General features: G+C 32.2%; 29 protein-coding genes. 19 read left to right on the top strand and 10 right to left on the bottom strand.

Translation table 11 applies throughout. From position 1 onward, the window contains the following. Positions 1-136: 136 nt before the first annotated feature. The 5 genes from BM319_RS20755 (at position 137) to BM319_RS20735 (ending at position 2,906) form a co-directional block, all read left to right on the top strand. Entirely contained in the window at positions 137-526 is a 390-nt protein-coding gene (locus BM319_RS20755) for a helix-turn-helix transcriptional regulator (protein ID WP_025568266.1), read from the top strand. A 303-nt stretch (positions 527-829) separates the two neighbouring features. Further along, entirely contained in the window at positions 830-1,195 is a 366-nt protein-coding gene (locus BM319_RS20750) for a hypothetical protein (RefSeq protein WP_025568265.1), read from the top strand. Next, entirely contained in the window at positions 1,195-1,773 is a 579-nt protein-coding gene (locus BM319_RS20745; protein WP_025568264.1) for a hypothetical protein, read from the top strand. Before BM319_RS20750 ends, BM319_RS20745 begins: the two co-directional genes overlap by 1 nt. Further along, positions 1,773-2,615, top strand: a complete 843-nt coding sequence (locus BM319_RS20740) for a ParM/StbA family protein (protein WP_025568263.1) — start codon at positions 1,773-1,775, stop codon at positions 2,613-2,615. The genes BM319_RS20745 and BM319_RS20740 overlap by 1 nt, the downstream gene beginning before the upstream one ends. Positions 2,616-2,618: 3 nt before the next feature. After that, on the top strand, positions 2,619-2,906 hold the full coding sequence (locus tag BM319_RS20735; RefSeq protein WP_025568262.1) for a hypothetical protein: 288 nt from the start codon (positions 2,619-2,621) through the stop codon (positions 2,904-2,906). A 263-nt stretch (positions 2,907-3,169) separates the two neighbouring features. Here BM319_RS20735 and BM319_RS20730 read toward each other — a convergent pair whose 3' ends face one another. The 4 genes from BM319_RS20730 to BM319_RS20720 all read right to left on the bottom strand — a co-directional run bounded on the left by BM319_RS20730 (position 3,170) and on the right by BM319_RS20720 (position 5,410). Next, positions 3,170-3,556, bottom strand: coding sequence for a hypothetical protein (locus BM319_RS20730; RefSeq protein ID WP_025568261.1), 387 nt, complete (start codon positions 3,554-3,556; stop codon positions 3,170-3,172). After that, positions 3,549-4,322 (bottom strand): ParA family protein, encoded by a 774-nt coding sequence (locus BM319_RS20725; protein WP_025568260.1) that lies wholly within the window; start codon positions 4,320-4,322, stop codon positions 3,549-3,551. The genes BM319_RS20730 and BM319_RS20725 overlap by 8 nt, the downstream gene beginning before the upstream one ends. A 326-nt stretch (positions 4,323-4,648) precedes the next feature. Beyond that, positions 4,649-4,777, bottom strand: coding sequence for a hypothetical protein (locus BM319_RS25160; protein ID WP_286143858.1), 129 nt, complete (start codon positions 4,775-4,777; stop codon positions 4,649-4,651). Positions 4,778-4,954: 177 nt separating this feature from the next. After that, positions 4,955-5,410: a YozF family protein gene (locus BM319_RS20720; RefSeq protein WP_025568259.1), complete on the bottom strand. Its 456-nt coding sequence runs from the start codon at positions 5,408-5,410 to the stop codon at positions 4,955-4,957. Between the two features lie 540 nt (positions 5,411-5,950). Between BM319_RS20720 and BM319_RS24880 the strand changes: the two genes are divergently transcribed. The 6 genes from BM319_RS24880 to BM319_RS20695 all read left to right on the top strand — a co-directional run bounded on the left by BM319_RS24880 (position 5,951) and on the right by BM319_RS20695 (position 10,998). Continuing rightward, a complete protein-coding gene (locus BM319_RS24880) occupies positions 5,951-6,088 on the top strand; it encodes a hypothetical protein (protein ID WP_175495660.1) in 138 nt (45 codons plus the stop codon). A 373-nt stretch (positions 6,089-6,461) separates the two neighbouring features. After that, entirely contained in the window at positions 6,462-6,821 is a 360-nt protein-coding gene (locus BM319_RS20715) for a helix-turn-helix domain-containing protein (protein WP_025568258.1), read from the top strand. Between the two features lie 25 nt (positions 6,822-6,846). Beyond that, on the top strand, positions 6,847-7,620 hold the full coding sequence (locus tag BM319_RS20710) for an ImmA/IrrE family metallo-endopeptidase (RefSeq protein ID WP_029715232.1): 774 nt from the start codon (positions 6,847-6,849) through the stop codon (positions 7,618-7,620). Next, entirely contained in the window at positions 7,620-8,207 is a 588-nt protein-coding gene (locus BM319_RS20705; protein WP_025568256.1) for a PIN domain-containing protein, read from the top strand. The genes BM319_RS20710 and BM319_RS20705 overlap by 1 nt, the downstream gene beginning before the upstream one ends. Before the next feature lie 470 nt (positions 8,208-8,677). Further along, positions 8,678-10,474, top strand: coding sequence for a M3 family oligoendopeptidase (locus BM319_RS20700; RefSeq protein WP_025568255.1), 1,797 nt, complete (start codon positions 8,678-8,680; stop codon positions 10,472-10,474). Between the two features lie 188 nt (positions 10,475-10,662). Continuing rightward, positions 10,663-10,998 (top strand): hypothetical protein, encoded by a 336-nt coding sequence (locus tag BM319_RS20695; RefSeq protein WP_025568254.1) that lies wholly within the window; start codon positions 10,663-10,665, stop codon positions 10,996-10,998. Positions 10,999-12,241: 1,243 nt separating this feature from the next. Here the strand turns inward: BM319_RS20695 and BM319_RS20690 are convergent. The 6 genes from BM319_RS20690 to BM319_RS20665 form a co-directional block, all read right to left on the bottom strand. Beyond that, complete coding sequence (locus BM319_RS20690; RefSeq protein WP_025568253.1) at positions 12,242-12,649, bottom strand: hypothetical protein; 408 nt, start codon at positions 12,647-12,649, stop codon at positions 12,242-12,244. Beyond that, positions 12,630-13,802, bottom strand: coding sequence for a ParM/StbA family protein (locus BM319_RS20685; protein ID WP_139226556.1), 1,173 nt, complete (start codon positions 13,800-13,802; stop codon positions 12,630-12,632). The genes BM319_RS20690 and BM319_RS20685 overlap by 20 nt, the downstream gene beginning before the upstream one ends. 302 nt (positions 13,803-14,104) lie before the next feature. Then, positions 14,105-14,428, bottom strand: a complete 324-nt coding sequence (locus BM319_RS25275) for a Uma2 family endonuclease (protein WP_091024491.1) — start codon at positions 14,426-14,428, stop codon at positions 14,105-14,107. Between the two features lie 376 nt (positions 14,429-14,804). After that, on the bottom strand, positions 14,805-15,122 hold the full coding sequence (locus tag BM319_RS20675; protein ID WP_025568251.1) for a nucleotidyltransferase family protein: 318 nt from the start codon (positions 15,120-15,122) through the stop codon (positions 14,805-14,807). Next, positions 15,119-15,514 (bottom strand): nucleotidyltransferase substrate binding protein, encoded by a 396-nt coding sequence (locus tag BM319_RS20670; protein WP_025568250.1) that lies wholly within the window; start codon positions 15,512-15,514, stop codon positions 15,119-15,121. The genes BM319_RS20675 and BM319_RS20670 overlap by 4 nt, the downstream gene beginning before the upstream one ends. 114 nt (positions 15,515-15,628) lie before the next feature. Continuing rightward, a complete protein-coding gene (locus tag BM319_RS20665; RefSeq protein WP_025568249.1) occupies positions 15,629-17,293 on the bottom strand; it encodes a hypothetical protein in 1,665 nt (554 codons plus the stop codon). A 1,016-nt stretch (positions 17,294-18,309) separates the two neighbouring features. Here BM319_RS20665 and BM319_RS20660 point away from each other — a divergent pair. From BM319_RS20660 to BM319_RS20625, 8 genes are all read left to right on the top strand, one after another. Further along, on the top strand, positions 18,310-19,812 hold the full coding sequence (locus BM319_RS20660) for a primase C-terminal domain-containing protein (protein ID WP_025568248.1): 1,503 nt from the start codon (positions 18,310-18,312) through the stop codon (positions 19,810-19,812). Between the two features lie 1,591 nt (positions 19,813-21,403). Further along, a complete protein-coding gene (locus BM319_RS20655) occupies positions 21,404-22,378 on the top strand; it encodes an alpha/beta hydrolase (RefSeq protein ID WP_029715231.1) in 975 nt (324 codons plus the stop codon). Between the two features lie 5 nt (positions 22,379-22,383). After that, on the top strand, positions 22,384-23,724 hold the full coding sequence (locus BM319_RS20650) for a sensor histidine kinase (protein WP_025568246.1): 1,341 nt from the start codon (positions 22,384-22,386) through the stop codon (positions 23,722-23,724). Between the two features lie 16 nt (positions 23,725-23,740). Next, positions 23,741-24,322: a response regulator transcription factor gene (locus tag BM319_RS20645; RefSeq protein WP_025568245.1), complete on the top strand. Its 582-nt coding sequence runs from the start codon at positions 23,741-23,743 to the stop codon at positions 24,320-24,322. A 1,197-nt stretch (positions 24,323-25,519) separates the two neighbouring features. Further along, positions 25,520-25,861, top strand: a complete 342-nt coding sequence (locus tag BM319_RS20640; protein WP_025568244.1) for a hypothetical protein — start codon at positions 25,520-25,522, stop codon at positions 25,859-25,861. 77 nt (positions 25,862-25,938) lie between these two features. Then, entirely contained in the window at positions 25,939-26,178 is a 240-nt protein-coding gene (locus BM319_RS20635) for a hypothetical protein (RefSeq protein ID WP_025568243.1), read from the top strand. A 324-nt stretch (positions 26,179-26,502) separates the two neighbouring features. After that, complete coding sequence (locus tag BM319_RS25340) at positions 26,503-26,802, top strand: sortase domain-containing protein (protein ID WP_139226554.1); 300 nt, start codon at positions 26,503-26,505, stop codon at positions 26,800-26,802. Continuing rightward, entirely contained in the window at positions 26,714-26,911 is a 198-nt protein-coding gene (locus tag BM319_RS20625) for a hypothetical protein (protein WP_502686168.1), read from the top strand. Before BM319_RS25340 ends, BM319_RS20625 begins: the two co-directional genes overlap by 89 nt. The last annotated feature ends 29 nt before the right edge of the window (positions 26,912-26,940 follow it).

Raw genomic sequence — 26,940 nt, 5'->3', positions numbered from 1 at the left:
ATAGGTAATTATAGATCTCTTCCTTTTTCTATATCTTGTTCAATTTTTTTATCAAATGAATCTTCTTTCATCTTTGGATTCACCTCAACGAGATTGTTTTGCTATTATTCTCTCCAGAAATAAGGGGGTGTATACAATGAAAGTAGAAATTGAGTTAAAAGAAGAAACAATTCAACGTATTCAAGATTATGTGGACTACTATAATACAAAGAAGAGATTAAACAATAAGACAGAAAATACGACAGTTGAGGATATTATTAAAGCTGCAATTGCAATTTATTTAAGTTGGAGAATTAACGATCCACCTCAAGAAATTAAACAAGGTAACTTTAAAGTAAGCTCAATGATCAGGGAAGTATTTGAAGAAAGAGATAAGAGTCAAACAGAAGCTGCTCAGTTATGTAAGATATCAAAATCAACGATGAATTCAATTTGGAATGGAAATCTTCCTAGTCTTGATAATTTTATAAAAATTTGGTTGGCACTGGGAAAGCCAGATATTGAAAAATTAATTAAGTATGAATAAAGAAATAGTAATTATTAAAAATAATAGTTAGTTCATTTAAACCTGATGAATTAACTATTATTTTTTTATTTTAAGTTCGGATTCCCGAACTTTTTTTTTTCGGATTTCAGTACTAACTAAAAAAATAAGGACATAGAATTCTATCAAGTAGTAAGTAATCACCAGTGAGTAGTAGTTACTATTTAGTATTCACTACGAATCAGTAGTGAATAAGAAAACAATTTAAAAATGCTAGATTACGACCTACTGACCAACTGACCGTAGCGTTAGCGTAATTTTTCATCAAGAGAGGAGAGTGGGGAAATGACTTTAAATTCAATTTTACAAGCAAAGAAGCAAACAAACGGAAATAAACGCAAAACTAGGAAAGATAAAAAATGGAATATCAAGGTATATGTATCTGAACAACAAGATTATTATTTACGGCTAAAAGCCAATATGCTGAGAGTTTCACTTACTGAATATTCAACTGCAGGTTTTTGTAGGTTATTCGAAAGGACCTATGATTTTCCACCAAGGGATTATCTGATTAGTCCTTATATGGTGCATTTAAACTTAGAACAGAGATATTATGACGAGGTTACATCAAATGCTGTTAAATGGCGATGTAGTATTCGAGAAGCAGCCTATCGAATGTTTCAATTTGGCTTATTTTTGGAGGTATTATAATGAAAACTTATAGTCAAGCAGATGTCATGCAATTAGGTACAGTAGATGTATCAAATCGTTGGGCGAAAGCCTTTCTAAGAATGTTAAATGCTTATCCGTATGTAGCTTTAAAAATGAAAATTCCTTATGGTGTTGTAAGAAGAACCAAAATAATTTGTAATGATATTCTCCGTATTAGTGATTGGAAAGTAGATATTGATGAAATTGTTAAACTCCTGTTAGAAGAATTTGTCAATTATGTATGTAAAACGAATGATCCAAGAGATGCATATAGCAGGCTTAGTAGTATCACTTCAAATATTCAAATATATATCGATAATAAAATGAGTGAACATAATCAGTTACCAGGTTATTATAATGAGGATTTTAAAGCGGTAACTATATCATTAGAGCGCGATATAGTCTTACGTATTGAATACTTATTAGCTGATATGGAATGTTTTTATCCTGATCATCCATATACAGTTGAAATCGTCATAACTCATTTGCTTTGTGATTTTGTTAAACAAGTCCAAACACAAGGGAAAAATGTTTTACGTGAATTAATTAAAATGCTAGACGAGGAGGATGAGGAGTAATGATTATGGCTGTTGATGCAGGTAATTTTGAAACAAAGGTTTGTACTCCCAAAGGATTAGATAAGTTTTGTAGTGCGATTGGGGACTATCGGGTAAGAGTAAAAGAAGAACAACATGGCCATGATGACATGGTTTGGGAGTATGATCTTTTAAAAGGCTTTGCAGGTACATTAGCGAAAGTTGAGTCAGAGTTCGGTGGTACCATGTATGGAAGTTCTAAGAATCACTTAGATGCAACGCTCCGAATCTTACTTGGAGTGCACCGTAATTGTTATGAATCGGATATTTACTTAGCTATCGGAAACCCTTATCAATCATTAACAAAAGATGAAACAGATGAAATGAAAGAGGCCTTAGAAAGGGAACACACGATTACTATCAATGGAATTAGAAAAACATTTACAATTCAAAAGGTAATTGTCATGGCAGAAGGTGCAGCTGCTTTTTGGTCAAATCCAATTGCTGGTCTAGTAAGAATGATTGATGTAGGTAGTGGTACGGTTAATTTAGTAACAATCTTAAATAAGAAAATAGTGGATAAAGAAAGTTTAACAGCTGAATATGGTATGCTCACTAGTAAAGAAGGTGAAGCAGAACCGTCATCAATTGCTAGAGCGATCATTAATGATACTTCTAAAAAATGGAAAAAAACTGATCAAGTATTTGTTGTAGGTGGGGCATCAGAGAAGTTATTTCCATATTTAAATAATTATTATACAAATTCAATTATATTAAAGCCAAAAGTATATCGTGAAAAAGGAATTGAAATTGTAAATGCAGTGTTTGCCAATGTAGTAGGTATGTATGAAATTGCTCAAAAATTATTTTTAAAGGTGGTGTAAGAAATGGCAAAGGAAATTAAGCGTATTCAAGTGATATTTAATATAGTAGATCCACATCAAAAAGAAATTTATGATTATATAATGAAGTCCACAAATTATAGCGGTACAGCTAAAAGTTTAATTGATGTGGGATACATTTTGAAGTCTGATAAAAAAAATAGTTTGAGAGAAACAATTTCTGTTGAACATCGAACGATTAATGAACCAAATGTGTCAAATTTTCCAACTTATAGTGAAGATGAATTGTACAGTCCTAGTGAAGTTACTGACTTTTCAGGATATGTGATGTGAAAACTGTATAAATAGATACACGCTTTAAAATGAATCAAGACTAGAAATTTACTTATAATTAAAAAATTTCCTAAATAAAAAAGTTTAAACTGTATCTCATTTAAACTTTTTTATTTAGGCCACTAAGCGAATGCGCGGTAGAAAATATGTGTCTACTATCTTGACGGAGTACCATTACTAACAAATCAAAAATTAAACTCAACTGATTGTAACCAGTTAGGTTACTAATTGAAATCGTGCGGTGCCATTAAAAATAAAGGCATCTATTCGTTAACATAGTCATTAATATACTTCATTAAGGCCTTATTAATATGATTTGTTTGGTCGCCTTTGTTTATACTAATCACTTCCAACGCCTTTAGTAAGTCATTATGGATCCAAAAAGTTTTTTGGCGGTGCGTATCTTTAAACTGAGGCGATTTTTGTTTTTCCACTATTTTGGCTTTTGCTTTAAGTGATTCCATATTGATTCCAGAAAATGGTTTGTTTAGGTCAGTTTTCTGTTCTGGTAGGCTGAAAATCGGATCTCTTACTTTTTCAACTGGTTCCACTTCATCTTCTGCTGCTGGTATAGTAATTGGTTCAGACAGAACCGAATGTGCATTTTTCTTTTCTTTTTTCTTATTCATTTGTTGTTCAAATTTATTCAAGTACGTCACGCTCCTTTAGTTCTGTTATCACATCACGATACTCTCTGATTGCATCTTTTAATTCTGGATTGTCAGAAAAACCGAACGCACTGATCCGGCCAGTAGATGCTTTTCGTTTAATGACTTTATTAAGGACTAAATCGCCGTATTGTTCCTGTATCTTCTTTAAGAAATACAAGTTATCCGAACGTCGGCTATCTTGCATAGACAGTAATATACCTGCCACCTTTACATCACTAAAGTTTTGCTGTGCATGAGAAACTGTTTCCAAAAAGCGTCCAATTGCCCCCAATGACCATTTACTTGTTTCTGATAAAACAAGAACGTGGTCAGCAGCAACAATACTTGCGATGGTAAACTCACTTAATGATGGTGGTGTATCTATTAAGATATAATCATATTGATCTTTAATTTGGGCAATTAAATCCCTCATAAAGTAATTAATTTTATTGGCTCTCTGTGTATAAAGATACCGTGGTACTAACGCTAAGTAATCATCAGCTACGACTACATCGATGTTTTCATTTTCTGTTTTTACTATGTATTTTGCCAAGTTTTCTTCTTTGATGGCTTCAAATAATGTGTGTTCCGCAAAATCTTCTAGGTCTTGCTGCGTTAAAACATCAGATAAGTTTCCTTGGCTGTCCGTATCGATACATAATATTTTTTGTTTTTGTTCTGCCAACAAATGCGCCAAAATGCTTGTTGTAGTCGTTTTTGCACAACCACCTTTTTGTATTCCAACTACAATTACCTTTGCAGCCACAAACTCATCTCCCTTTTCTCACGTTATTCTTTCTATATACAAGTCTAAAGATATGCTTGTCCATGATGAAATCTATGTGTTTATTATCTTATTCATTTTTATCCATGTCAATAAACGTGTCATTATTTATATAGTTGTATTTGTTTAGGTGTACCTTTTTGTAATCGTTTACGTGTCTATTTATTTGTCTGTGAAATCATATAAGTATTCTTTATATTTTTAATTATATTTTCGTATACATAAATATACATATTATCGAGTATAAAAACAAAATAAGGTTTATCTATATTTACGTATACGATTACATACACCTTTACGTAGATATTTTATTCATATATCACAGTATTTTGGATATTCTCATGAAATCTTGATGGGCTTCTTCCTTCATCAGCAATTCCAACAGCAATAATATCTTTTGAAACGCCTAAACCAATAAATTTTTGACCATCCTTCATAATACACGGCTCCTTTTGTTTGTATCTCTACATTTGGTTTGGGTAGGCTTTTTATTCACTCCCATTATTGCCAACTGCAACCTACGATAAGCAAAATGGAGCCGTTTCGTTCATTATGACTATACAGATATTAGTTCAATAACGAATAATCAAATTTGTATTAAATAAAAAGATACATTAATTTTTAAACGTGAATACTTGCATGTGTTTTCGTTGACCATTGCAATCTTTTGGTTTCATATCTTCTTTTTTTATGAGAGGTTCATCTTGCCAAGTTATTACAACTATAAGTTCGCTTGCTTTAACTGAAATTGGAAAATGGCGTCTAAAACTATTACGACCTACTTTATCCTGTTCATCAGTAAATAGTTCATATTTAGTTTGAGTATTAGGTTCGTTTCGAAAAACATCGACATGAACATTATAAGCCCAACCAGCATTGTTGAAAACGGATAAAGAATATGCATCAAAAACATCTTTTCTTGCTTGTTGTTCAATAGATGTATCTATTTTTAGTTGCCAATGATCAGTCTCTTGAATAATTGGTAAGGATTTAGGAGTGAATGCATGTGCGTTGATTGTAATACCAAATGATACCAATAAAATGCATATATAAGATAAAAACTTATTCAAAATACCGTACTCCTTTGTTATTTTTAATTTAGTATCTCTAAAGAAGAAATTGCTATTCGTTAAAGTAGAAAAAGTTGTTTATTTTCTTATTGAACTTACGCATGCGTGTGCGGCCGAGCCTAGGTCGTATCATATAGCGGGTGTGATGCCCGTCGAGAAAGAACTAGCCATTCACTCGTAGCGAGTCTTGGAGGGCTAAAGGTAACTTTAGCCTTTAAGCGTAGACAGTGAGATAGCGGGCCGAAAGCCAAATGGTTGAAGGGATTGAGCTTCGAAATGTTAGTAAATCGAGAGGGCTGATGCTTTACGCATAGCAGAAGGCTACATTTTACCTTTCGTTAAGGCAAGAAGGGTAAAGGCTCTCCGGAGTCAGAGACCTTGGCACGTTATACATTGATATGATACGGCAACTCAGGAGACCCTACCGGTCTTTTCTTTTCAAAGAAGAGTATGGTGTACAAGCGATAACAAGTAAGGAAACCAAATGCCGTTGTAGGGAGTCGGATAGCAGAATAGTACCTATGAAGTTGGGTAATGCCGATGGAGGAAAGGCTGCTACCAGTTTTCACGCTTAATAGGGACACATTTACCCACACAGAGGTAGGAAAACAAGTGGATACAAAACTATTAAGGATAGCAGAATTAGAAGCAGAATTAGAAGAGTCTGAAAGAGATTAACTACATTCTGTGAATGATAACTAGAAGGAGCCGTGTGCGTTAATAGCGCAAGCACGGTTCTGGGAGGGTTTGGAGCTCAATTTACCGTGAGGTAAAAAGGCTCCCTTCTACTCGACTAGTTGTACAATTTGATCGACAAATTAGTCGGTCTTTTTATTTATTTCGGTTAATTATGGAAAATAATGTAATTATCATGATTTTAAATGGTTTATTCCGTTTAATTATGAAAAATTACATATGGCAATTCAAAGGTTAGTTTTATTAAATTTATAATTGGGAATAAATATTTGTAACGAATCATTACAAAAATAGTAATTTTGTTGACAAATAACCTGTAAAATGTAATATATTATTACAAAGGGGAGTTGAATATATGAATGACGTAGGCACTCGCATTAAAGAATTAAGGGATTTTAGGAAATTAAGTCAAGATGATTTAGCAGATGCATTACAAAATAAAGGATTTAATATAAGTAGAGTTACAGTAAGTAAAATGGAAAACGGCGATCGAAAAATTGATATAAATGAAATAAAAGTGATTTCAGAAATACTAAATGTGGATTTTAGTTACTTTTTTGAAGATGAAGAAGAAGAAGTGGATAAATTAGTTACATTATTTAGAAAGAATATTAAAAATTTAAATGAAGAAGATGAATTATTTTTAGGGGATATTTTTATTACTGTAGAACAATTAATTTCTCAGGAAAAATTATACAAAGAAAGAAATAAATAACTTTTTGTATAGGGAGGGTGAGGTTATGTTAACAGAGGAACAATATCAACGTACAAAAATAAAACAGTATGCTGATACAGTACGATACTCTTGGTCTCAAAAGGGTATAACTGATGTAATCGATATTTTAGAGGAACTAGCAATCGTAATTAAAACACCTTATCAAAATAAAGATGAAGAATTACTTTCTGGGTTTTCAACATATATTAGAAAGCATTTCGTTGTGTTTATCAACACTGCATATACAGGTGGACATCAACGATTTACGGCTGCACATGAACTGTATCATCTAATATATGATACTGAAGTATTGAAAAGAGAAGTAATTCTTCCCAAAGAAACAAACAATGAAAAATTAGCTAACTGGTTCGCAGTTGAATTTTTAATGCCTGAAGAAGGGATTATTGAGTACGTTCATAGTAGATTTCAACGTCCTATCCAACCTAAACATATTATTCGTTTACATCAACACTTTAAAGTAAGTTATAAAGCTATGTTAAAGCGTATTCTTCAATTAAATCTAATTGAAAAGGATGAATATGATTATCTGGAAAGATTTTGTTCTAATGAACAAGAATATATTGATAAGCTGTTACAATTAACAACAAATGAAGGATTAGATATTAAATTAATCCAAAGTACATTTGAGAAAAACATACCAAAACGATATTTAGATGTTATAAGAGACAATTATGAACAAGGTCTTATTTCATACCATAAATTCTCATCATTATTAAATTTAGCTGATAAGTCACCCATTGATTATGGTTATAATGCACCTGAAGAAGAGGTGTACTAATGACATTTCCCAAATATACAGCATCGGTATCAGATACAGATTTACTTATTAATATAACAAAAGTTGGAGCTTTCCATTTACTCGAAAATTTATTCAACAAAGTAATCATTCCTAAAGAAATTAGAGATCACGAGATGCTAAAAAAAGGGAAAGATGAGAGATACAATTTAGTAAAATATATGAGAGTGAACCCTCAAACACCACTTGAATATTTCGATAAGTCAACTAACAAAATTTTTAATAAAATCGCAACGAATGAATATTTGAAAATGACTGCATTAATTGGACCAGGTGAAGCACAATGTTGTGGTTATGCAAAAGCATCAGGTACTAATATAATCATTTCAGATAATGTAAATGATTATCCGGATATGATAGAAAATGGTTATATTGTGCTTGGACATCGAGATTTAATTTCTTTATCTGTTCGTTTCGGTCTAATGAGTAAAGTAGATGGAGAAGTGCTATATAAACAAATTAATAGTAATTTGGATAAGCCCTCTGGTTTTAGTTTCGATGAAACAATTGACAGAACATTAACGCGTATACATAAAAATGGCTGGAACGAACAATTAGGCATTAAATAGAATAAAAATGTATAACAATGAACTTTTTAATGACACGTGTTCTATTCACAGATTGAACAGAATACTACTTAGTAATGTTTTAGTTTAATAATGTTTTTTCATAATTCTATGTCCCATAATCGTTAAGTTGGTAACTAAAATAAAAGTAGTTGCCAATTTGTTGCTAGTATATTTTTACTGTTGATTATATTTGGAACAATATTTGCTTACAAATTTTCTCTTCCATTGTTTCCTTTCCTTTCTTGCATCACTTTCATTATAACAAAGTATTTTATTTGTTGGCTCTGTTAAAGTAGATTGTTGATTTTCTTATGCTAAATGGCAGAAGAGTTGAACAAGAGATATTGATCTTACAAAAATCAAAACCGCTTGTTATTGTAGGGATTTTTCACCCTCTGAAACATGTTATGATAAGAAATGAGAATACATGTTCGTTTTTGGTGGAATATACATATTAGGGGAGATAACTAATGGAGAAAATAAGCTATCCAAAAGTGTGGAATCTAGATAAGGTTTTTATGGGGGGAAGTAAATCAACTCAATTTTTAGATCATATCAACCGATTAGAAGCTCTTGTATATGAACTAGAAGGTAGCGTTAAATCATTTATTACTCCGCTTTCAAAAAATGAATTAATTAAAGTGGTGCATTTAGTAGAAAACATCGGAAACATTCGAATGTACTTAACGCAAGCTAATTCGTTTATCACTTGTCTCCTTGCAGAAAATCCAAAGGATCAAGATGCTGCGATTTTAAGAGGAAAAGTTGCGCCAAAAGAATCCCGTTTTGAAAAAGAATTATCGAAAGTAATGAAGATATTAAGAAATACAAAGGAAGATGTTTGGGAAAGCATACTAGAAACCGAAGAATTACAAGAATATAGATTTATTCTAAACGAATGGCGTGAAAATGCAGATAAGAATTTGTCAGATGAAGAGCTTAATTTGATTTCTGATTTAATGATTGATGGGTATCATGCTTGGGGTCATTTCTATAAGGATCTAGTAAGTAGTATTAAAATAAATATTCAAATTAACGGAAAAGAAGAAACACTATCAGTTGGACAAGCCATTAACTTGCGGTCACACCATATCGAAGAAGTGCGTAAGGAAGCTCATTATGTATTAGAATCTACCTGGAAAGAGAAAGAAGAATTATTTAGTAAAATAATAAATCATATTGTTGGCTTCCGCATACAAGTGAATAACAAACGCGGGATAAAAAATGGTATAGAAGATCCTTTGAAAAAGAACAGAATGAAGGAAGAAACGCTGAATACGATGTGGACAGTGATCAGTAAATATAAACAACCTTTCTCGAATTACTTGAAGCGAAAAGCTGAAATGATAGGCGGATCTAGTATGAAGGCTTATAACTTTTGGGCTCCCATTACAAAAAGTAATCAAGAGATAAAATTCGAGGAAGCTACTACACTTATTACGGAACATTTTAGTCAGTTTGGAACTGAATTAGAAGGTTTCATTAGGCAAGCCTTCTATGAAGGTTGGGTAGAAGCCGAAAATCGTCCAAATAAGTCTGCTATTCCATTTTGTGCTAGTTTTCCACTAACGGGTGAATCAAGAGTTTTTATGACATTTAGTGGTACTTTTTTAAATGTGTTAACTCTAGTTCATGAACTGGGGCACGCTTTCCATAATCATGCCATGAAGTCGGTTAATGGGATGAATAAGCGTTATCCGTTAAGTATTGCTGAAACTGCTTCAACCTTTTCTGAAATGATTATTTTTGATGCGGCTATGAAAAAGGCAAAGTCAAAGGAAGAAAAATTATTTATACTGGATGAAAAATTAAAACGTAGTGTAATGAACTTTATGAACCTTCATTCGAGATTCTTATTTGAGCAGAGATTTTACAAAGAACGTAATGAGGGTATTGTTTCAGCCAATCGACTGAATCAGTTAATGGAGGAATCAATAAATGAGGCGTATGCTGGTTCCCTTGAACAACCTTCAATTTATTCCTGGGTTTGGACACCACACTACTATATTACTCAATCACCTTTTTATAATTTTCCATATACTTTTGGGTATTTATTTGCTTTGGGCATTTATGCAAAGGGAATGGAGAAAGGAAAAGATTTTGAAAAAGATTATTTGAACTTACTTCGTGATTCAGGAAGTATGACTGTGGAAGATCTAGTTATGAAACATTTAGGAGAAGATATTACTTCAGAGGAATTCTGGGAAAAAGGAATGGAATTATGCGTGAAAGATGCGGAAGAATTCATTAAATTAACTTCTTCTTAAATTGTTGGATGATATTGAACGCTATGCTTTCCTACTTAACATCTTAATGTTTGAGTAATTCTCCTTCAACAAACGGGAGCGTTTCCGCAATATGTGGAAACGTTTTTTCTTTTTCTATAAAGTGAGACAATATAAATGTGTTAAAATTTTAAGGGCTAAGTCAACTAAGATTTAAAGGAAGGTTCTTGATGAAAAATCATATAAAGGTTAATGGAAATTTTCTTCAAACAAACAAACGATTTACACAATTGAAAAGTAGTCAAAAGGAATGGATCGAAACGGAACTTAATAAACTTTATCACGATAAGATGAAAGAAAGACGTACAACAAGGAAACTCCCTCCTGATCAGCGCGATACTGTTATATCGTCTCTATATGAACAGATTCAGAATAGAGATATATGGGTTCCGTATAGTGAAGTGAAAAAATATGCATTTAGTAAAACTACAAAGTTAGTAAAATCTTTTAAGAAACAATTTACTAAGTTGAGCGAGGAAATTGAGGCCGAGCACGCTAACAGATAGTAAATGAATAATCTTTTTATAATAGGATAATTCAATTGGAATATAACAAGAGCCTGTTTTGTTCTAACTATTTTTCTGTACACGCTCTTTTGTTTGGTTCGTTCATCAAGGTTTTTACAATAGGCGCAAATTAAATCCTAAAGTGATAACGGCTTTTCTATAAGGTATTCATTAAGGTACTTCACTATCTAAAGATATGCTTGCCAATGATGACATCTATATGTTCATTATCTTTTTCAACTTTATCTATTTTAATAAACGTATCATCATCCATACAATGAATATGTTTAGGTGTACTTTTAAATAAACGTTTATGTGTTTATTTATGAAAACATTAATGTATTCCTTTTGTTTATGGTTATATGTTCGTATACATAAAGGTAAATATTATCGAGTATAAAAACAAAATAGGAGTTGTATATATTTAGGTATACGATTACATACACTTTAATGTATATATTTTATATGAATGTTAATAATCACAAAAATAAACGTATAATAAACTGGATTTTGCTTAGGAAAAGAAATGAATTGATGTCGAAGTAATGGTCCATTTCAGGGAACTTTGGAAGGAATAAGCGAATAATTTTATGATGGCATATCAAGATACATTTATTATCCTACACTTATAAAAATAGTGAAATTGATATACAAATTGTCAAACCCTATAAAGGTTAATAAAAAGGTCTGCCTACGTTAAAACATCAGATAAATTACCGTGGCTTCTTATCAATACATACTATTTTTTGATCTTGTTCGGCAAACAAATGGGTCAGCCACAAAATGCGCATCGTATTTGTTTTTTGCACAACCACAACCCACTTCTCTTTTTGGTTTCCAATTACAATTACCTTTGCAACCACAAATTCATCTCTCTTTTCATACATAATTCTATATATAAGTCTAAAGATATGCATGACATCTATATGTTCATTATCTTATTCATTTTTATTTATGTCATCGAACTTGTCATTATCTATATAGATGTATTTGATTAGGTGTACCTTTATATAATCGTTTATGTTTTTATTTATAAAATTATGTATATATTCTTTTTTATTTATAATTATATCTTTGTATACATAAAAGTAGATGTTATCGAGTATAAAAAAATGGGAGCCTATCGTACATGCTGAAATTCACGGAAGGCGAGTAAAAGTTATTCGTTACGCTTTTAAAATGATTTGGTGATGTCTTAGTTTTGTTATTGAAATAAAAAATCCACCTTTTAAAAGGTGGAAGGTCAAGCAAAAGGATCATCATCAAGTATATCAAGATTTGCCCATGATTCTTTTTTCTTTTTTTCTTCTGATTCGTTAATACCTTCAGAAAGTCTTTCTTCAGATGATACCATATTTACATTAGTTACAAATTGTGTTTCGTCCGGTGCAGGTTTAGCTATTGTTGGCTTTAGAGCAAGTGCAGGTGATTTATCAGGCGAAGAAATATCAAAATTAATCTTCCTTGGCATGATTTCTGAAACATCAATAAATCCGGTCTGATCGTAAAGTTTTTGAGCTGCATATAAGAAAAAACTTGATAAATCCGACTGACTATTGATCCAATCGATAAATTCCTGATTTACATCTTGGCTTAAATAAATATTGATTCTTTCACCTTGTTTGTATGTTTTATTCCGCTTTCGCGCCATTAGCTATAACACCTAATTCCTTTTCTTTTTGCTGTTCATAGCGTGGTGAGCAAGTATAAACAAGTAAACCGCGCACATTCACATATAAAGGATCAGCTAAGAAGGTTACATTTATTGTACGACCTTTTGTATCAAGGATTTTTTGAAGGTAATCTTTCAAAATAGCTGCACCACCGCCATAGATGAATACATATGGATCATCCTTTAAGTCGTCAATTTTATTAATGATAGTGCTACTAATTTGTTGCGCAAGCTGTAACATGCCTGTTTGTGATTCTTGATTTAAATCATTATGACGAGGGTGTTCAGAATCAAAATAGATTTCATTAAATTCTGCCATACTATCAATGGATTTACGAGGGTACTTACGGTTCCAGCGCTTTATCACTTCTAGAATCGTTTGTTTAACCCCATAATTTAATCCTTCAGAAAGCTTTGGATTAAATTTAACTCCTTCTGTTACAACGATTTCCGTTGTTCCAGCCCCAATATCAAAGTGTAGTAATGTTTTATTTTGGAAGTCTACCTTAATGATATTATCGCCAACTTCAACTTTTCGTTCGATTACTTTACCGGTTTCATTAAATACAACGCCCCAAGCAGCAGCTGCTCCTTCAGGAAGACATTTGCAGTATTCAACTTTAATAATTACTTTTACATTTCTTCCAGATGGATGATGGAACGTGATTTCATGTGTTCCCATATATCGATCTGAATTTGCTTTTGCATTAGCTTGTGTGATTGTACTTACTGGTAATGCGACGGAAAGATCATAAGTAGCTTCAATTGTATCTTTACCATACTGTTTTTTCATCGCATTGATCGCTAAACCAGCAAGAGTAACAATTACAGGGATTTCGTCTTTTGATTTATCCGATTTTTTTTCTAGTTCAACAGCTTGAAGATTATCATTTAATACTTTTTCACCGATTATGTAACGTTGACCATTAAACGTAAGTGCTTTTGAATGAATGGTTACATCAATATTATTAATCAGTTCATCAACTGGAATGTCGTCCATATCCATCAGTTCAGTTGTTTCCCCCATATAAAGAGAATAAACAGTGGGCATCATAATAGGTTCATAATCTTTTACCCAAAGTTTCAATCCATTATTCCCAGCATCAGCACCAGCTTTTAAAATTGTCATTATACATTTCACTCCTTAGATATTAGTAGATTTTACCTTTTTTAGTTAAATTATACATACTGTTTAATACATTAGCAATAGAATTTAATAAATAATGCGCACAATTTATGTATAATTTTGCCCTTTTTTCGTCTGATTTATATTCCATATAGGTGTATATTGTGTGTAGTTTGTGCGCAATGTAGAAACAAAAAAGATGACTTTCTCTATTTTGTGTAACGTCAGGAAACCGGATGAACAACGCTAAGTAAATTTTCAATTTCATAAAACAAAAAAATCCTTGCTACCTTAGTAAGGATAATCTATTAGGAAAACATATCATTCATAGTTATTTTGAAATCTGGTAAAACATAGGAATTGAATACATTCTCATCATTGTAAATATAAGGCATTCCATATATACCGTTTTCTTCAAGAATATATTGTTCCATGATTTTTTCATTAGGGGAAATTAACAAATACTCTTTTATCTCATGATTTTGATATTGGTTCAGTTTCTCAATACGATCTCTTCGCCAAGTGGAAGGAGATAGAACTTCTACAATGAGGTCCGGAGCGTCTTTACATCCTTTATCGTCTAATTTTCTTTCGACACATACTACGCTGATGTCTGGCTGTACACTTGGTATTCTTCTTCATCATCTGTAGCAGATAATCTGACGTCAAATGGAGCAGTATAAACTTCGCACGTTTTACCTTTTAAAAAAGTATATAGTTTACCAGTTAGTTGGGTGATAATACGTTGGTGTTGCCTTGATGGTGCAGCCTGCCTATAGGGAATGCCATCAATGACTTCATAACGAGGCTCATCAGGCCATGTTAATTAGTCGGCATAGGTTACCTTCTTAAAATGAGGTGGATTGATACTCAAAAGGGGCACCTCCTTAATTATTTTTAGTTTAACATCATTAATTAAAAATACAGCTGAACTAAAAATAGGAGGAAGCGACTAGCTTCCTCCTGTTCGACTTATTGGGAAAGTGCAGAATTTCAATAAGTTTATTTTTACAGTGTGAATGATTTTATGAAAAGAACATGTCCAACCCGTTCGATATGCTCTTTTAAGGCTTGATGTGTAAGATGTGTACCATCGACTATATCAAAAAGATAAGGCATATGACTTAAGTCTTCTAACCTGGCATGTAGCTTCGAGACAATGTGGAAATTAACCTGATCTCCATATATTGCAAGATCAATATCCGAATTAGGTCTATAGTTTCCTTTGGCACGAGAACTAAAAAGTATTACTCTATCGATTGCATCAAATGAGGAGGCCGCTTGGATGATAGCAGAAAGGTCTTTTTCACTTAATCCATATTTCATCTTTCTTCTCTGAATTTCTCAATTAGTTTTTTCAAAGCTATATAATATTGATCTTTGATTAGTTGTTCTGCCTCTTGAGCATATGTGTCATTATAGGTATGTGCCATCATGTTTCTTTTTTCTAGCATATCGATCCAAATATGTCCATCTATTATCAGCTCGGACTGAAAAGCGGTCTGAATTGTAGAACGAGGAGATTTTACGTCAAATCCTTCCTGTTCTAGGTAATCTTTCATTGTTTTCCATCCAAGTTCAAATGTATACTCGAAACACTGGATCAGTCCCTGTACTTCGAATTTATTTAACTCACCTTTATCAATAAATTCCGTTAATTGCATGAATGCTTTATGAAAGTTGTCAAACCGTTGTTTCCAACGAATATCTTGCATCATAAGTATGTCCTCCAATCGTTTTACAATCATTATGATTTTATTATAGTTAACAAAAATGAAATGACAAAGTGTGTGCTCTTTTCGGTGCGGACTAATGGTAATAACTTTTCAATGTTACACATACACTATGTCATTTTTTGAACTAGTTACTTGCATCCACGTTAACGTTTTTTCATGACTAGCTGAACTCAATTTCTTGGAACTACCACCCAAGTATCGGCGCAAGGTAGCATATGAGATACCAATGTCATTCGCTGCAGCCTTAATGGTGATCCCTTGATTCTTAATTGCCTGTTGAAGTAGGCCAGGAGAAAGTTCAATCGTTGTTTTTTCTACATTACGATGATTACTATTTTCCTCTACAAGTATTTCTGGTATAGGCAATTGTGATTTACTTGCTGCTACATCTTGTTCAGTGTAAGGAAGATTATTAAGTTCAATCTTTTTCTTATTTTCCTTTTTCACAATCTCAAGAGGCTCAATCATAACTTTTAATTTAGACCAGTATTCATCTATCCACTTTTTTTTCGCAGACGTTGGTTCACTAAATGATTCTTCGTAATGCCATTCCTCAAATATTCCATCTTGCTGAAGCTCATCTAGGATTTCATCAAAACGGTCCTTTAACTTTAATCCAGAATATCGTGCAGAAATGTTCATTTCAGTTAGGAGTGTTGATACTTTAAAAGGTTGATAATTCCGGTTAATGGATTGGATTTTCCACTGGTAACTTAAATAACGGATTAAACGTTTATGTTCCCTTTGGGAGTAGTGGTTATACTGGAAGACCTTTTTATCCAGGATACCAAGTGTCCCTTTACGTCCATCTAGGAATGGTTGCAGAATCTTGGATGGTTTAATTTCTAGTTCATAAATACCAACCACTTTTTGTGTGTTGCTGTCTCTGGCAATACTGACTTCCCCTACATCAAACATCTTATGAAAGCTTTCAATATCTAACTTTTCTTTCCTTAGATCACTTTCGTCTAGGATTTGGATGGATTCTTTACTCATCATCACCCATAGACTCGTTAAAGCACCAATTCTTTGCATAATTGCAAAACGATCTCTATTCTTAAAGGGTTCATTAGTAGATTTTTTCTTTAATGCTAGGGCTTGGTCACTATGAAAACGAATATATCCATTTTCCGTTTTCGGAGTTATAATCCACATGTATGTGATCAAATCAAACAAGTCTGCCGTTAATTCATCTAGAGAATTAATCGCTGATTCAATTAAGTTATACCAAATGTCTTGCTTTTCTAAATAGCCTTCTTGTTTTACGAGTTCTGATGGTTTTAACTCAACCAATCCACGTACAATACCTTGTTTATCTGTTATCGAACTTCGATACGTTCCGTCATTTGTTTCAATAAACTCATTCTTGTTCGTCACGATGTCTCTAAACATATAGTAGTCAACACCTGTGTTTGTTAATATATAGTTTTTATTTGGCATTAATTCTTGAATAGAATCTTCACTTTTACACGATTCTCTAATCATGTCTTGATAAGAACCAAATCCAACTGCGATAAGGGTGTCTTTATAATTATGAATTGCTTCACGAATCATCCTTAATGTTAAGGGTTTATCTGAATAGATTTCTTCCGTAATAAACGAGTAAACACGTTGAAAGATCTTATTTTTTTCAGGGCTCTTTGTCCATTCTCCATGAGATTGCGTTTGCTCGACAAATAATGGTTTACACTGTTCATAGAGTGTATTCGTTAAACTAGAACCAGTTAATATATATGTATCCGGTATTCGTGTAGACGTCATTTTTTCACAACCTCATTATTAGATTCATAGTTTTATTATAACAAAGTGAGCACATGCTGGGACGAAAGTGTTCAAAAAAGTGCTCACTTTTTTATAGATAGACCATTTTTAAGACAAATCTGTCTTAAAAAGTGCTCACAAACCCGGTCACATGTGTCCGAGTATGTTTGAGAGTGACCATATGTGATTAAAATTTACACTTATATAAATCCTCTTGTATAAACAATGATATATAAAGTTTTATAGAAGACTAGTAGTTTATTGGTTAAATAGATAAGTGTTCATTACCTGAGCTCATTTTTTAAGACACATGTGTCTAGAAATTGAGCACTTTTTATCAAATGATCACTCTACCCCGGCCACATGTGTCCGAAAAAAGTGGTCATTTCACAAAAAAAGTGAGCACACCTCAGCCAGATGTGTCCGAATATGTTTGAAAGGTAATCATATGTGATCAAGATTTTTACTTATATGATTATATACGTATAAACATTGATATATTGAGGTTTTATATAGAGATAATTTGTAAGTTAAACAGATAAGTATTCATTACCTGAGCTCATTTTTTAAGACATATGTGTCCAAAAAATGAGCAATTTTTGCGAAATGTTCACTCTACTCCAGCCACATGTGTCCGAAAAAAGTGCTCACTTCCGCAAAAAAGTGAGCACATCCCAGCCACATGTGTCCGGAATTCCCAACCAAAGTAATAGGTTGAACCCTTGATATAACTAGAATAATGAGATGTCGCAATTTGCGAAGTTTACCGCAAAAAAGTGAACACACCCCAGCCACATGTGTCCAAAAAAAAAATACAAAAAAATTTTCAACCCTTGTGGCTCTAAGGCTGAGACCACCTCCAAAAGTGCTCACTTTTCTCTAAGAGAACGCCTTTTTGAAAAATCCAATTTAGTATACTTATCACTAACTAAATGTTTTATCGAAAAAAAGAGAATGAATGCAGATATTGTAAAGTTCAATTGTTCGATAAATATAGAGAGTGGGAGGTGTACAAGGTGTTCCAAGTTTCAAATGAGAGAAAAGTAGTTTCAGTGATGGACGTTATTCAATTTATGACACATGATAGTTTACTTGCATACAAAAAAAAGGGATCGAAATTTGCAGATAAAGAAGTTAAGCTATATGAAACTACGATAAATGCTACATATAAAGGGTCTGTTTTCCTTTCATCTACAAAAGAAGACTTATCTGAAGGAAGAGGATATGTCGTCACTTCTTATGAAACGTTGCATGAAAAGGTTGGACATGCCTCGCACTGGACACCAAACACCTTCCGTGGCGGCACATACTATAACTTTCAAAAACGAATCATGAAAGGTCATACAAGAGAAAATTTGAAACAAGTAAATGTTATGGGCTTTGATATGGATGTAAAAGATCCTGATCAAATATACCGTCTTTATCTAGCTTGTGATGAACTTGGATTACCACGACCGAATGTGTTATTGGAAACACCAAGAGGTTTTCAATTTTTCTTTGTTTTAGCTACTCCATTTTACATACATAATCAGCAAAATTTTAAGTCGCTTCGTGTTGCTGAACGAGTCTTTGAAAATATTCGTAGTGCTTTGTTACCCTATGCAAAAATTGATGTAAACTGTACCCCTTTTGGTTTTTATCGTATGCCAAGTACAGACAACCTACTCGATTTTCATGACGTTCCAGTCGATACAAACGAACTATTAGAATGGTCTAAAGAGCATGATAAAAAAGCTTTTCATATCGTTTATCAAAGTGAAACAAAAACTACGTCATCTATGGCAGAGTGGTATCAAGTATTAATCCAAGCAGAAAAAATTTCACCTGGACATTATGCAGCAAGCAGAAATAATGCTTTATTTACGTTGGCATTAGAGAATTACGCTGTTGGGAGATCTTTTGAAGATACATACGATGAATTAGATCAGTTTAATTCCAATTTACAAGCGCCATTAAATAAAAATGAATTTGAAAGAACGGTTAACAGTGCGTATAAAGGAAAATATAAAGGCGCGAAGCGTTCATATGTAGAAGGTTTATTAGCGAATTGGACGGATGAAAGAGCAACATTTCAAGGAAGAGATGGGTGGTATAAGTTTAAAAAGAATCGAACGGATCGAAAGAGATCTCACTATGAAGAATGGGAAGCCGATATCACAAAATATTTACTTACACATACAAGCCCAGAAAATCCATATCTAGAGGGTTCTTTGAAGAATCTTGCTGAGACATTAAATATTCCCTTATCATCCTTTAAGGAAGTTTTAAAGCGTTCAAGCAAGCTTATTAAGCGTACAATCGGAAAAGGAAGAAACGCAGTGACCATCCTAACGAGCGAAATGATGTTAGTTAGACAGATCATACATAAACGCAAAACAGCAAACAAGTCTATTCAGATGATATTTTCTGAGATTAGTAATGTAATAAATAACAAGAAGCTGAGTCTTTTGTCGGCATTGGATATTGTACACGAAAGAACGAATGCTCCTCCAAATTTTCAGACGATTAATACCGGTTAGATTAAATAGGCCAGTCTGCCAATACATATCTATATTCTCCTTTTCCTCGTTCTGGGTAAGCGTACTTATATGTTATCTTTTTCGGTTTAACGACTTTGGGGGTTACTTGTTTATTAGATTTGGGTAGAATGTATATGTAAAGTTTCTTTTCGATAGGGTTCTGCTAAGAATATATTTGCTGTTTTTATTTACGTTGATGAAGGCTAGTTAATGAAAATAGTAGTGGTTCAGTAAATGAAATTTTCAGATATAAATTATATTTTGACTGTTAGAAAAGAAATAGTGGGATATACTATTATGATTTTTGTATGGGTATAAAGTGATTGATAGTACTAAAACGGCAATGACTGAGAAATGTAAGTATTTCTTTTTATGTTCTGTGTAGATTAGTGCAGGTAGAATGGATATTTATAGGAGGTTCTTCTTACTTAATATTTCATTAAATAGGCTTACTGAACGAATTTGTTTGATTGGAATTGCTAAACAGATGGTCGTATTGTACACTGTTGGGAAGTTAGAATTTTCGCAATTTATATAGATTTCAATACGTAATCCATAAGAAATTTACTAGAAAGCAAAAGAAGAGGTTAGGGTAAATCAGACATGCTTTATTTACTTCGTCCAAAGGTTACAGAAGAAGATATGTACTTAATTGAGGAGTCTGAATCACTTGGGAGTGTAGAGAAGTTCAGAAAACGAACTCTAATTATATAGTCTTTAAAGAAAATAACTTAAATAAAGTAGATAGTTTAGTAGACACAAATTTACCTTTAAATACGGATAGTAAAATAGATGATAATAGAAAGCTCCTTTCTGAAGAGCAAATTAACGAAATTTGTAATTACTATGAAAATGAATTCATTGGGAAAATCTCACTTCAAATGAATGCAGCAAAAATACGAATTGCAAAGGACAAGCTATCTAAAGGTGAAGTACATACAGATTTTTTAAATATGTTATATGCAATGCATTAATAATGCTTTCACAAAATCTGCCGAGAAAATGGAGTTAAATTTTAAAAAAAATAGAATATAAAGAGAAAATAAATGAGGAACCTAAGGTCTTTGACAGTAGTGTTTTATATAACTGGTTAGAGAATTAATAGTTTAAGGGAGCATGAAAATGGATTTTTAAATATAAAATACCAGAATTATTAAAAAGATACTTTACTGAATTTTCAGATCTACCAAACGTTAGTAATGATACTGTACAAACGATAGAAGGTATATATAGACATTTTGATCTTTTATATTTTATTAATGCAGCTGAATTTACAAAGCTTTGTGTAGAATGCTTAAAACGTGCAAACAAAAATAGTAAAAGAAATAAGTAAAAGTAACAGATAACCGTTATAACGATAATCTATCATAACCATATCAATAATAATTGTACAATAGAAATATTAATTAGTAATTCCAAAATCGATTAGTAATATTTCAAAATAGCCATTGTGCACCTGGGATTTAACGCTATATTGAATTTAAGGGCAATTATTTAATGTGAATACATATAAAAATATACGTTGAACATATTTCAGTATAATAGTTTCGAATCTGATATTTAATAAAACATAACTTTGAGGTGAGATAGATTGTCTTTGTTTTCAAAATTAATTGATCGATATGCACTCCAAAATTTTCATAAAAAAATAAGCGACGCTTCACAATACACTACTTTTCAGAAGCATGTCGATCAGAGGAATAGTAACGAGTTTTATAATGCTAACTCAGTTCCAAATGTATTTTTTACTACACATAGTATCAAGGAAGAATATAGTACTGGAATTTTTGAATTTCAGAGTACTTTTCCGACTGGGGATATTTTTAATGATCTTGTTACTGGGGAATTTGTTCAACAGGAGAATAAAGAACAACCAAATGTTATTTTTGTACATGGATGGAGAATGAAATCGAATGATCGACTAATAAAAATGTTCCAACACCACATGAAGAAACACCAGTGGAATATGTATTATTATACTTTACCTTACCATTTGCAAAGAAAGCCATTTGAGTCATCATTTAGTGGTGAATATATGGTGAGTGCAGATATTGAACGCACATTGCAAGCAGTTAGACAAGCAGTTGTAGATTTAAGATCTTTTATTCATTCAATCAAGAAGAGACAACAAGGGCCAGTTTTTGTCGTAGGTCTTAGTCTTGGTGGATTTATTACAAATTTGCTTGCTACTGTTGAGGACCAGGTAGATGCAATGGTGTCTATATTTTATGTGAACTCTCTTGCACATACGATATGGAATACTGATCCAGGAAAATTTATCAAAAAAGAACTGGTAGAAAATGGAGTTCAATATCAAGAAATATCTGAATACTTCAAAATTCTAGAAGCGGGTTTAGTTCCTCCGAAAATAAAAAAGGATCACATTTTATTACTTTCTGCTAAATACGATCAATATGTAGATATTGAAGATGCAGATGTATTGTGGAATGCTTGGAATAAACCAAGAAGAATTATCTACAATTGTGGTCATTCGGGTATTGTTCTTAAGCGAAATAAAATTGCAAAAGATGTTATGACTTTCTTGCAAAATAGAACAATGAGGTGAGAGTTATGGTCATGCTCGTCATTGTTCTAGGAATTATGGGGATCACTTTATTTTGGAAGAATTATCAAAATGAAGCGCTTCGTTGGTCTAGTTATTTAGCTTTCGTTGGTATGTTTGGTGGAATAGGAACTCTGTTGGGCAGAGGGATGAATCGTCCAGAATATATTAAATTTGCAGATGCTTTTTTTACATCTACTTCACATTTTTTTGTTCCCTATACTAGTTTGATATTTGGTCTTCTTTATACGGGTATCATTAAAGAAAATAAACTAAAAATAATATGTAAAGTTTTATGCCTTCTTCCAGTAATATATATGTATTTCCATATCGAATACTATCCTGATTTTAAAGTGAATTTTAAAGTTATATCGACATGGGCTGTTCCATATATGTTTATATGTATAAGTTTATTGGCCTATACGGCATTTAAAGAAAATAACCCTATTATCAAGCAGAAAAGAATATTGACTTGTATATATGTGATACCGATGATCAGTATGTCGATGATAACAAATTTCATTTTGGAGGCATTCGGTGTTGTAGGAACTTGGGATTTTTTTAATCCTTTAATCATTGGAGTCCAATTTCTATTATTCGTCTATTATGGCATACGCTATGGTATTCTAGGTGTTAAAATTAGTATCGAGAATGATCGTAGTGAGTTAATGGTTAAAAGCGCTGTTTCTGGTACAGCAGTATTCAATCATACAATTAAAAATGAAATTGCCAAAATTGATTTTTTAATCGAACAATTAGAAGGAAAAATAGTAGAGAACGATAAAGAAACACATAATAATATGGATTTAACGAAAAAATCAATTAATCATATTATGGATTTATCTACACGAGTTCAATCTCAGTTGGATGTTGTTGATTTTAAAATAGATTTCTTCTGGATAAACGATGTTATTGAAGAAAGTATCTTACTCTTGACACCGTTGTTAAGAGAAATAAATATTCATAAGGATTACAATTTGGATTATAAATTGAAAGGTGATTCAGTTCATATTAGAGAAATGTTGTTAAATATACTTAAAAATGCAATTGAAGCAATTCAAGGATCTGGAAAAATAACGATTAATGTCTATCATGATAGAAAATATATATACGTTAATATTATTGACACAGGAACTGGTATTAGCAAAGAAAACATGTCTCTTGTGTTAAATCCATTTTTCTCTACAAAAGGTAAAGTTGAAAGTTATGGGCTAGGATTAACGTATTGTTTTAATGTAATGCAGCGCCTTAATGGAAAGCTACTGATTAGAAGTAAGCTACACAATGGAACTGCTGTAATGCTCAAATTTCCGATTAAAAGAAAAGTTGAATTTCGGAGCATAGCATAGGCTAGAGGTGTTAGTAATGAATAAAATTGGATTGTTAATTGTAGAAGATGATCCTGTTTGGATGGATTGTTTGTGCAAATTAGTAGAAAGAGAGAAAGATATAGTTGTTGTTGAGAAAGTATCAACTAAAGAAGCTGCCTTAAATGTTGATTGTACAAAATTTGATGTGGCACTATTAGATCTTTCGTTGACAGATAATGTTAAGAAATTCGAAGGAATTGAAATTGCTGATTATTTAAGAAGCAAGAATTTTTATAAAGTCATTATGTTAACTTCGTGGGAAGATAAAGATACCATCCTCAATGCATTTGATAAAGGTGTAATGAACTATGTTGCAAAAAAGTCTTTTCGAGATATACCGAACGCAATAAAAGAAGCTTATCAAAATAATCATAGTCTTCATTCTGACGCTACAAACATTGTTTTATCTGAATTATTAAAAGAAAGAAGAATGAAGAAATTAACTAAAAGTGAACGAGAAGTGTACGAATTGCATGAAAAAGGTTTAAAGAAAAATGAGATTGCTTCAATTTTATATAAATCAGTGGAGACAATAAAACTTCAAATTAAGAATATTAGAAAGAAAATAGAAAAATAAGCATTTTATTATACAATATTTGTAGCTGATTGGGGAGGGTTAATTTTTTAACCCTCCCCAAATTATTTTCTACATGCTAACTTTATTTATAGAAATGAGGAGAAGTATAAGATTGATTTTATGTAGTTACAAAAAATTATAATATGTTCACTTCCGCATGAACCTTAAGATTTTTTCATGAAAATAAATGGATTTATAAATGAAATTTTAATTTTAAATTTTGGAATTATCTGGATTGTAAATGGATGTCTAATAATTATAGAACTATTAAAAAATGAGACAGTAAGAATCGTGTTGGAAGCATTCATCTTACAGTTTCCATAGCAAATATGGGTTGCTAGGTAACTTTGTCTCATTCCAAAATTGCACATGAAAACCCTAGATTTTCATAGTCTATTTAGTTAGATTATGGGGGAAGGTAGTATATTTTTCATAAAAATGATTAATCTTTTTATTGTGAAACATATACTTTTTGTGTACTCAGTAGGAATGAAGATAGCGCATTTACCTAGAAATAGGAAAATGCGCTATCTTTTTTCACATCAGTTCATTCATAAAAGAATATGAAGAGTTAAAGGTAATGTCTTCTCACCTTTATCAATGAAGGCACTCGGTTACGCTGTGGGTTGTTTTGACGAGTTGGTCCCTGAAAACCAACAATTCAAAATTAACCTTAGACGCAAGTCGTCAAGGGCGTGATGTGAGGTTGGGTTAGATGCCCGCACAATTAACCAGTATTCTATAACGAATGGATATGTTACGTGATTAATTGGTTAAACAAAAACCTCTATAAAATTAAACGTAGGAAACTTAATTTTATAGGTTTTTTCATTTATTTTCAATGATTTGAACGTGATTTTGTTTGATAATGATTGGTTAGAAACGCGATGACAATGCCTGTTTGCACATTCGAGCGATTAAAAGACAACCATTTATTAGATTTTGTATAAGTTTCCCATACTTTTACGGGGGATTAATACAAAGATTTCATTCATCAAGAAAAACTTCAAAACATGAAAGGCGTTATGAAGATGAGTATGAAACTCAGTCCACTGAAAAGGCAGGGCTATTTATTTTGTCTAAAAGAGGGTGAGTTATTGATTCTGGGTCAATGGGAAGTTATACAAAGTGTGCATTTGTTGAAATTGAAAGACAGTTTCGTGCAAATACAAAATAAATGAAAGGAGAAATAATAAAATGGCAATACCAAAAGAAGTAATAAATAAGAAATATCGATTACGTTTTATTCGAAAAGCTACATCCGCGAAAGGAATGATAAAACCACTTAATGTCGTCCTCGAACTGAATGGTCAATTTACAGCAACACAGTTATTAATAGGCTTTTCTGAGTGGATGAAAAGAGAACCGAATAAGACTTTCATTGTAACAAATGCGAGTGATGACAACGCTACAGCCTTTACTGCGGATCAAGTTCAATACCTTGATGTAAAACCATATGGCACACAAGGTAACAATGATCGAATCTTGTTATTATCGAAACAAGAAACAAGTCGCTTAATACAATTCATGACCTCATAAATTGAATACTTGTAATTATAGCAGCGTTTCATCGGTGCTTATTTATTTTGCTATTTAAGTTAGAAAGGAGAATTTTGATGTCGGAAACAATTAATTCAAAAGAACTAAAGAAACAAAAAGAAAAAATGGAAAAGTTGATGTCAGTATTAGGGGAAGGTTATAACGAATGGTTATACCAGCAACATCAAAACTATATTGTGGAAAATAGTGAAAAAGCATTTGAACAATTATTGGTGTTAAAAGAAAAATTTTCTTCAACTAAACAAGAAGTGATTGTATTAGAAAATAAACAGTATGAAGTAACAGAAAATGGCTAAAAAGTAAATTAGGATTGGTTCCTATTTAATTATTATTATAGGATTCTTATATTCATTCAGCCTAAAGTAAAGGAACGAAAATGTATAATTTTAATGAAATCAAAAATATTACAACAAAAGATGTTATAACTGCCTCAAGAAAGACTTTACCCGTTATTGGGGAAGTTGACATTCAGAGAGTGAAGTTGGGACTGCCAGTTATTAAAGGAGTTTCGGCAGTAGCTGGTACCCTAAAACCGAATTAAACAATGGGGAAAACTATACTATAGCTTCACATCATATGAAAAATTTGAATCTCTTATTTAGCCCACTTGATCGGGTAAAATAGGGGATTTTGTTTATCTCTCAAATGAAGAAAAGACTTTCATCTATCAAGTAATAGAAAAACATGTTATTTCATTAGATTATATTGAGGCTATAGAAGCTAAGAAGGATGACCCCATTATTCCATTAATCACTTGTCATTCAAATGGGACAAAAAGATTATTTGTAGGAGGGTATTTGTATGGATTTATTAAATACAACTGGTTTAGCAATTTTAAAATGGTTACAAGGTGGTGGAATCGTAGGTGCTGCGATTGCACTATGTATCGGTGGTTATTACTTTATGTTAGGTGGAGATAGTGGACGACCGAAGGCCAAAGGATGGTTTATTGGTGCTACGGTTGGTTTGATTGTTGTTATGGGTGCTTATGCACTAGCGCAAGGTATCAACAGCAACATTCGATTCTAAGATCAAAAGTAAAAATCAAAACTGATAGA

The organism is Bacillus sp. UNCCL81, assembly GCF_900112535.1.
Taxonomy (GTDB): Bacteria; Bacillota; Bacilli; order Bacillales; family Bacillaceae_G; genus Gottfriedia; species Gottfriedia luciferensis_B.
Note: the sequence above shows the minus strand (reverse complement) of the source record. Positions and strands in the feature narration are given on the sequence as shown.

Bases quoted from the DNA above. Each gene is read 5' to 3' on its own strand.
- BM319_RS20755 (WP_025568266.1), top strand. From the start codon at position 137: ATGAAAGTAGAAATTGAGTTAAAAGAAGAAACAATTCAACGTATTCAA.
- BM319_RS20750 (WP_025568265.1), top strand. From the start codon at position 830: ATGACTTTAAATTCAATTTTACAAGCAAAGAAGCAAACAAACGGAAAT.
- BM319_RS20745 (WP_025568264.1), top strand. From the start codon at position 1,195: ATGAAAACTTATAGTCAAGCAGATGTCATGCAATTAGGTACAGTAGAT.
- BM319_RS20740 (WP_025568263.1), top strand. From the start codon at position 1,773: ATGATTATGGCTGTTGATGCAGGTAATTTTGAAACAAAGGTTTGTACT.
- BM319_RS20735 (WP_025568262.1), top strand. From the start codon at position 2,619: ATGGCAAAGGAAATTAAGCGTATTCAAGTGATATTTAATATAGTAGAT.
- BM319_RS25160 (WP_286143858.1), bottom strand. From the start codon at position 4,777: ATGAAGGATGGTCAAAAATTTATTGGTTTAGGCGTTTCAAAAGATATT.
- BM319_RS24880 (WP_175495660.1), top strand. From the start codon at position 5,951: ATGGAGGAAAGGCTGCTACCAGTTTTCACGCTTAATAGGGACACATTT.
- BM319_RS20715 (WP_025568258.1), top strand. From the start codon at position 6,462: ATGAATGACGTAGGCACTCGCATTAAAGAATTAAGGGATTTTAGGAAA.
- BM319_RS20710 (WP_029715232.1), top strand. From the start codon at position 6,847: ATGTTAACAGAGGAACAATATCAACGTACAAAAATAAAACAGTATGCT.
- BM319_RS20705 (WP_025568256.1), top strand. From the start codon at position 7,620: ATGACATTTCCCAAATATACAGCATCGGTATCAGATACAGATTTACTT.
- BM319_RS20700 (WP_025568255.1), top strand. From the start codon at position 8,678: ATGGAGAAAATAAGCTATCCAAAAGTGTGGAATCTAGATAAGGTTTTT.
- BM319_RS20695 (WP_025568254.1), top strand. From the start codon at position 10,663: ATGAAAAATCATATAAAGGTTAATGGAAATTTTCTTCAAACAAACAAA.
- BM319_RS20690 (WP_025568253.1), bottom strand. From the start codon at position 12,649: ATGGCGCGAAAGCGGAATAAAACATACAAACAAGGTGAAAGAATCAAT.
- BM319_RS20675 (WP_025568251.1), bottom strand. From the start codon at position 15,122: ATGAAATATGGATTAAGTGAAAAAGACCTTTCTGCTATCATCCAAGCG.
- BM319_RS20670 (WP_025568250.1), bottom strand. From the start codon at position 15,514: ATGATGCAAGATATTCGTTGGAAACAACGGTTTGACAACTTTCATAAA.
- BM319_RS20665 (WP_025568249.1), bottom strand. From the start codon at position 17,293: ATGACGTCTACACGAATACCGGATACATATATATTAACTGGTTCTAGT.
- BM319_RS20650 (WP_025568246.1), top strand. From the start codon at position 22,384: ATGGTCATGCTCGTCATTGTTCTAGGAATTATGGGGATCACTTTATTT.
- BM319_RS20645 (WP_025568245.1), top strand. From the start codon at position 23,741: ATGAATAAAATTGGATTGTTAATTGTAGAAGATGATCCTGTTTGGATG.
- BM319_RS20640 (WP_025568244.1), top strand. From the start codon at position 25,520: ATGGCAATACCAAAAGAAGTAATAAATAAGAAATATCGATTACGTTTT.
- BM319_RS20635 (WP_025568243.1), top strand. From the start codon at position 25,939: ATGTCGGAAACAATTAATTCAAAAGAACTAAAGAAACAAAAAGAAAAA.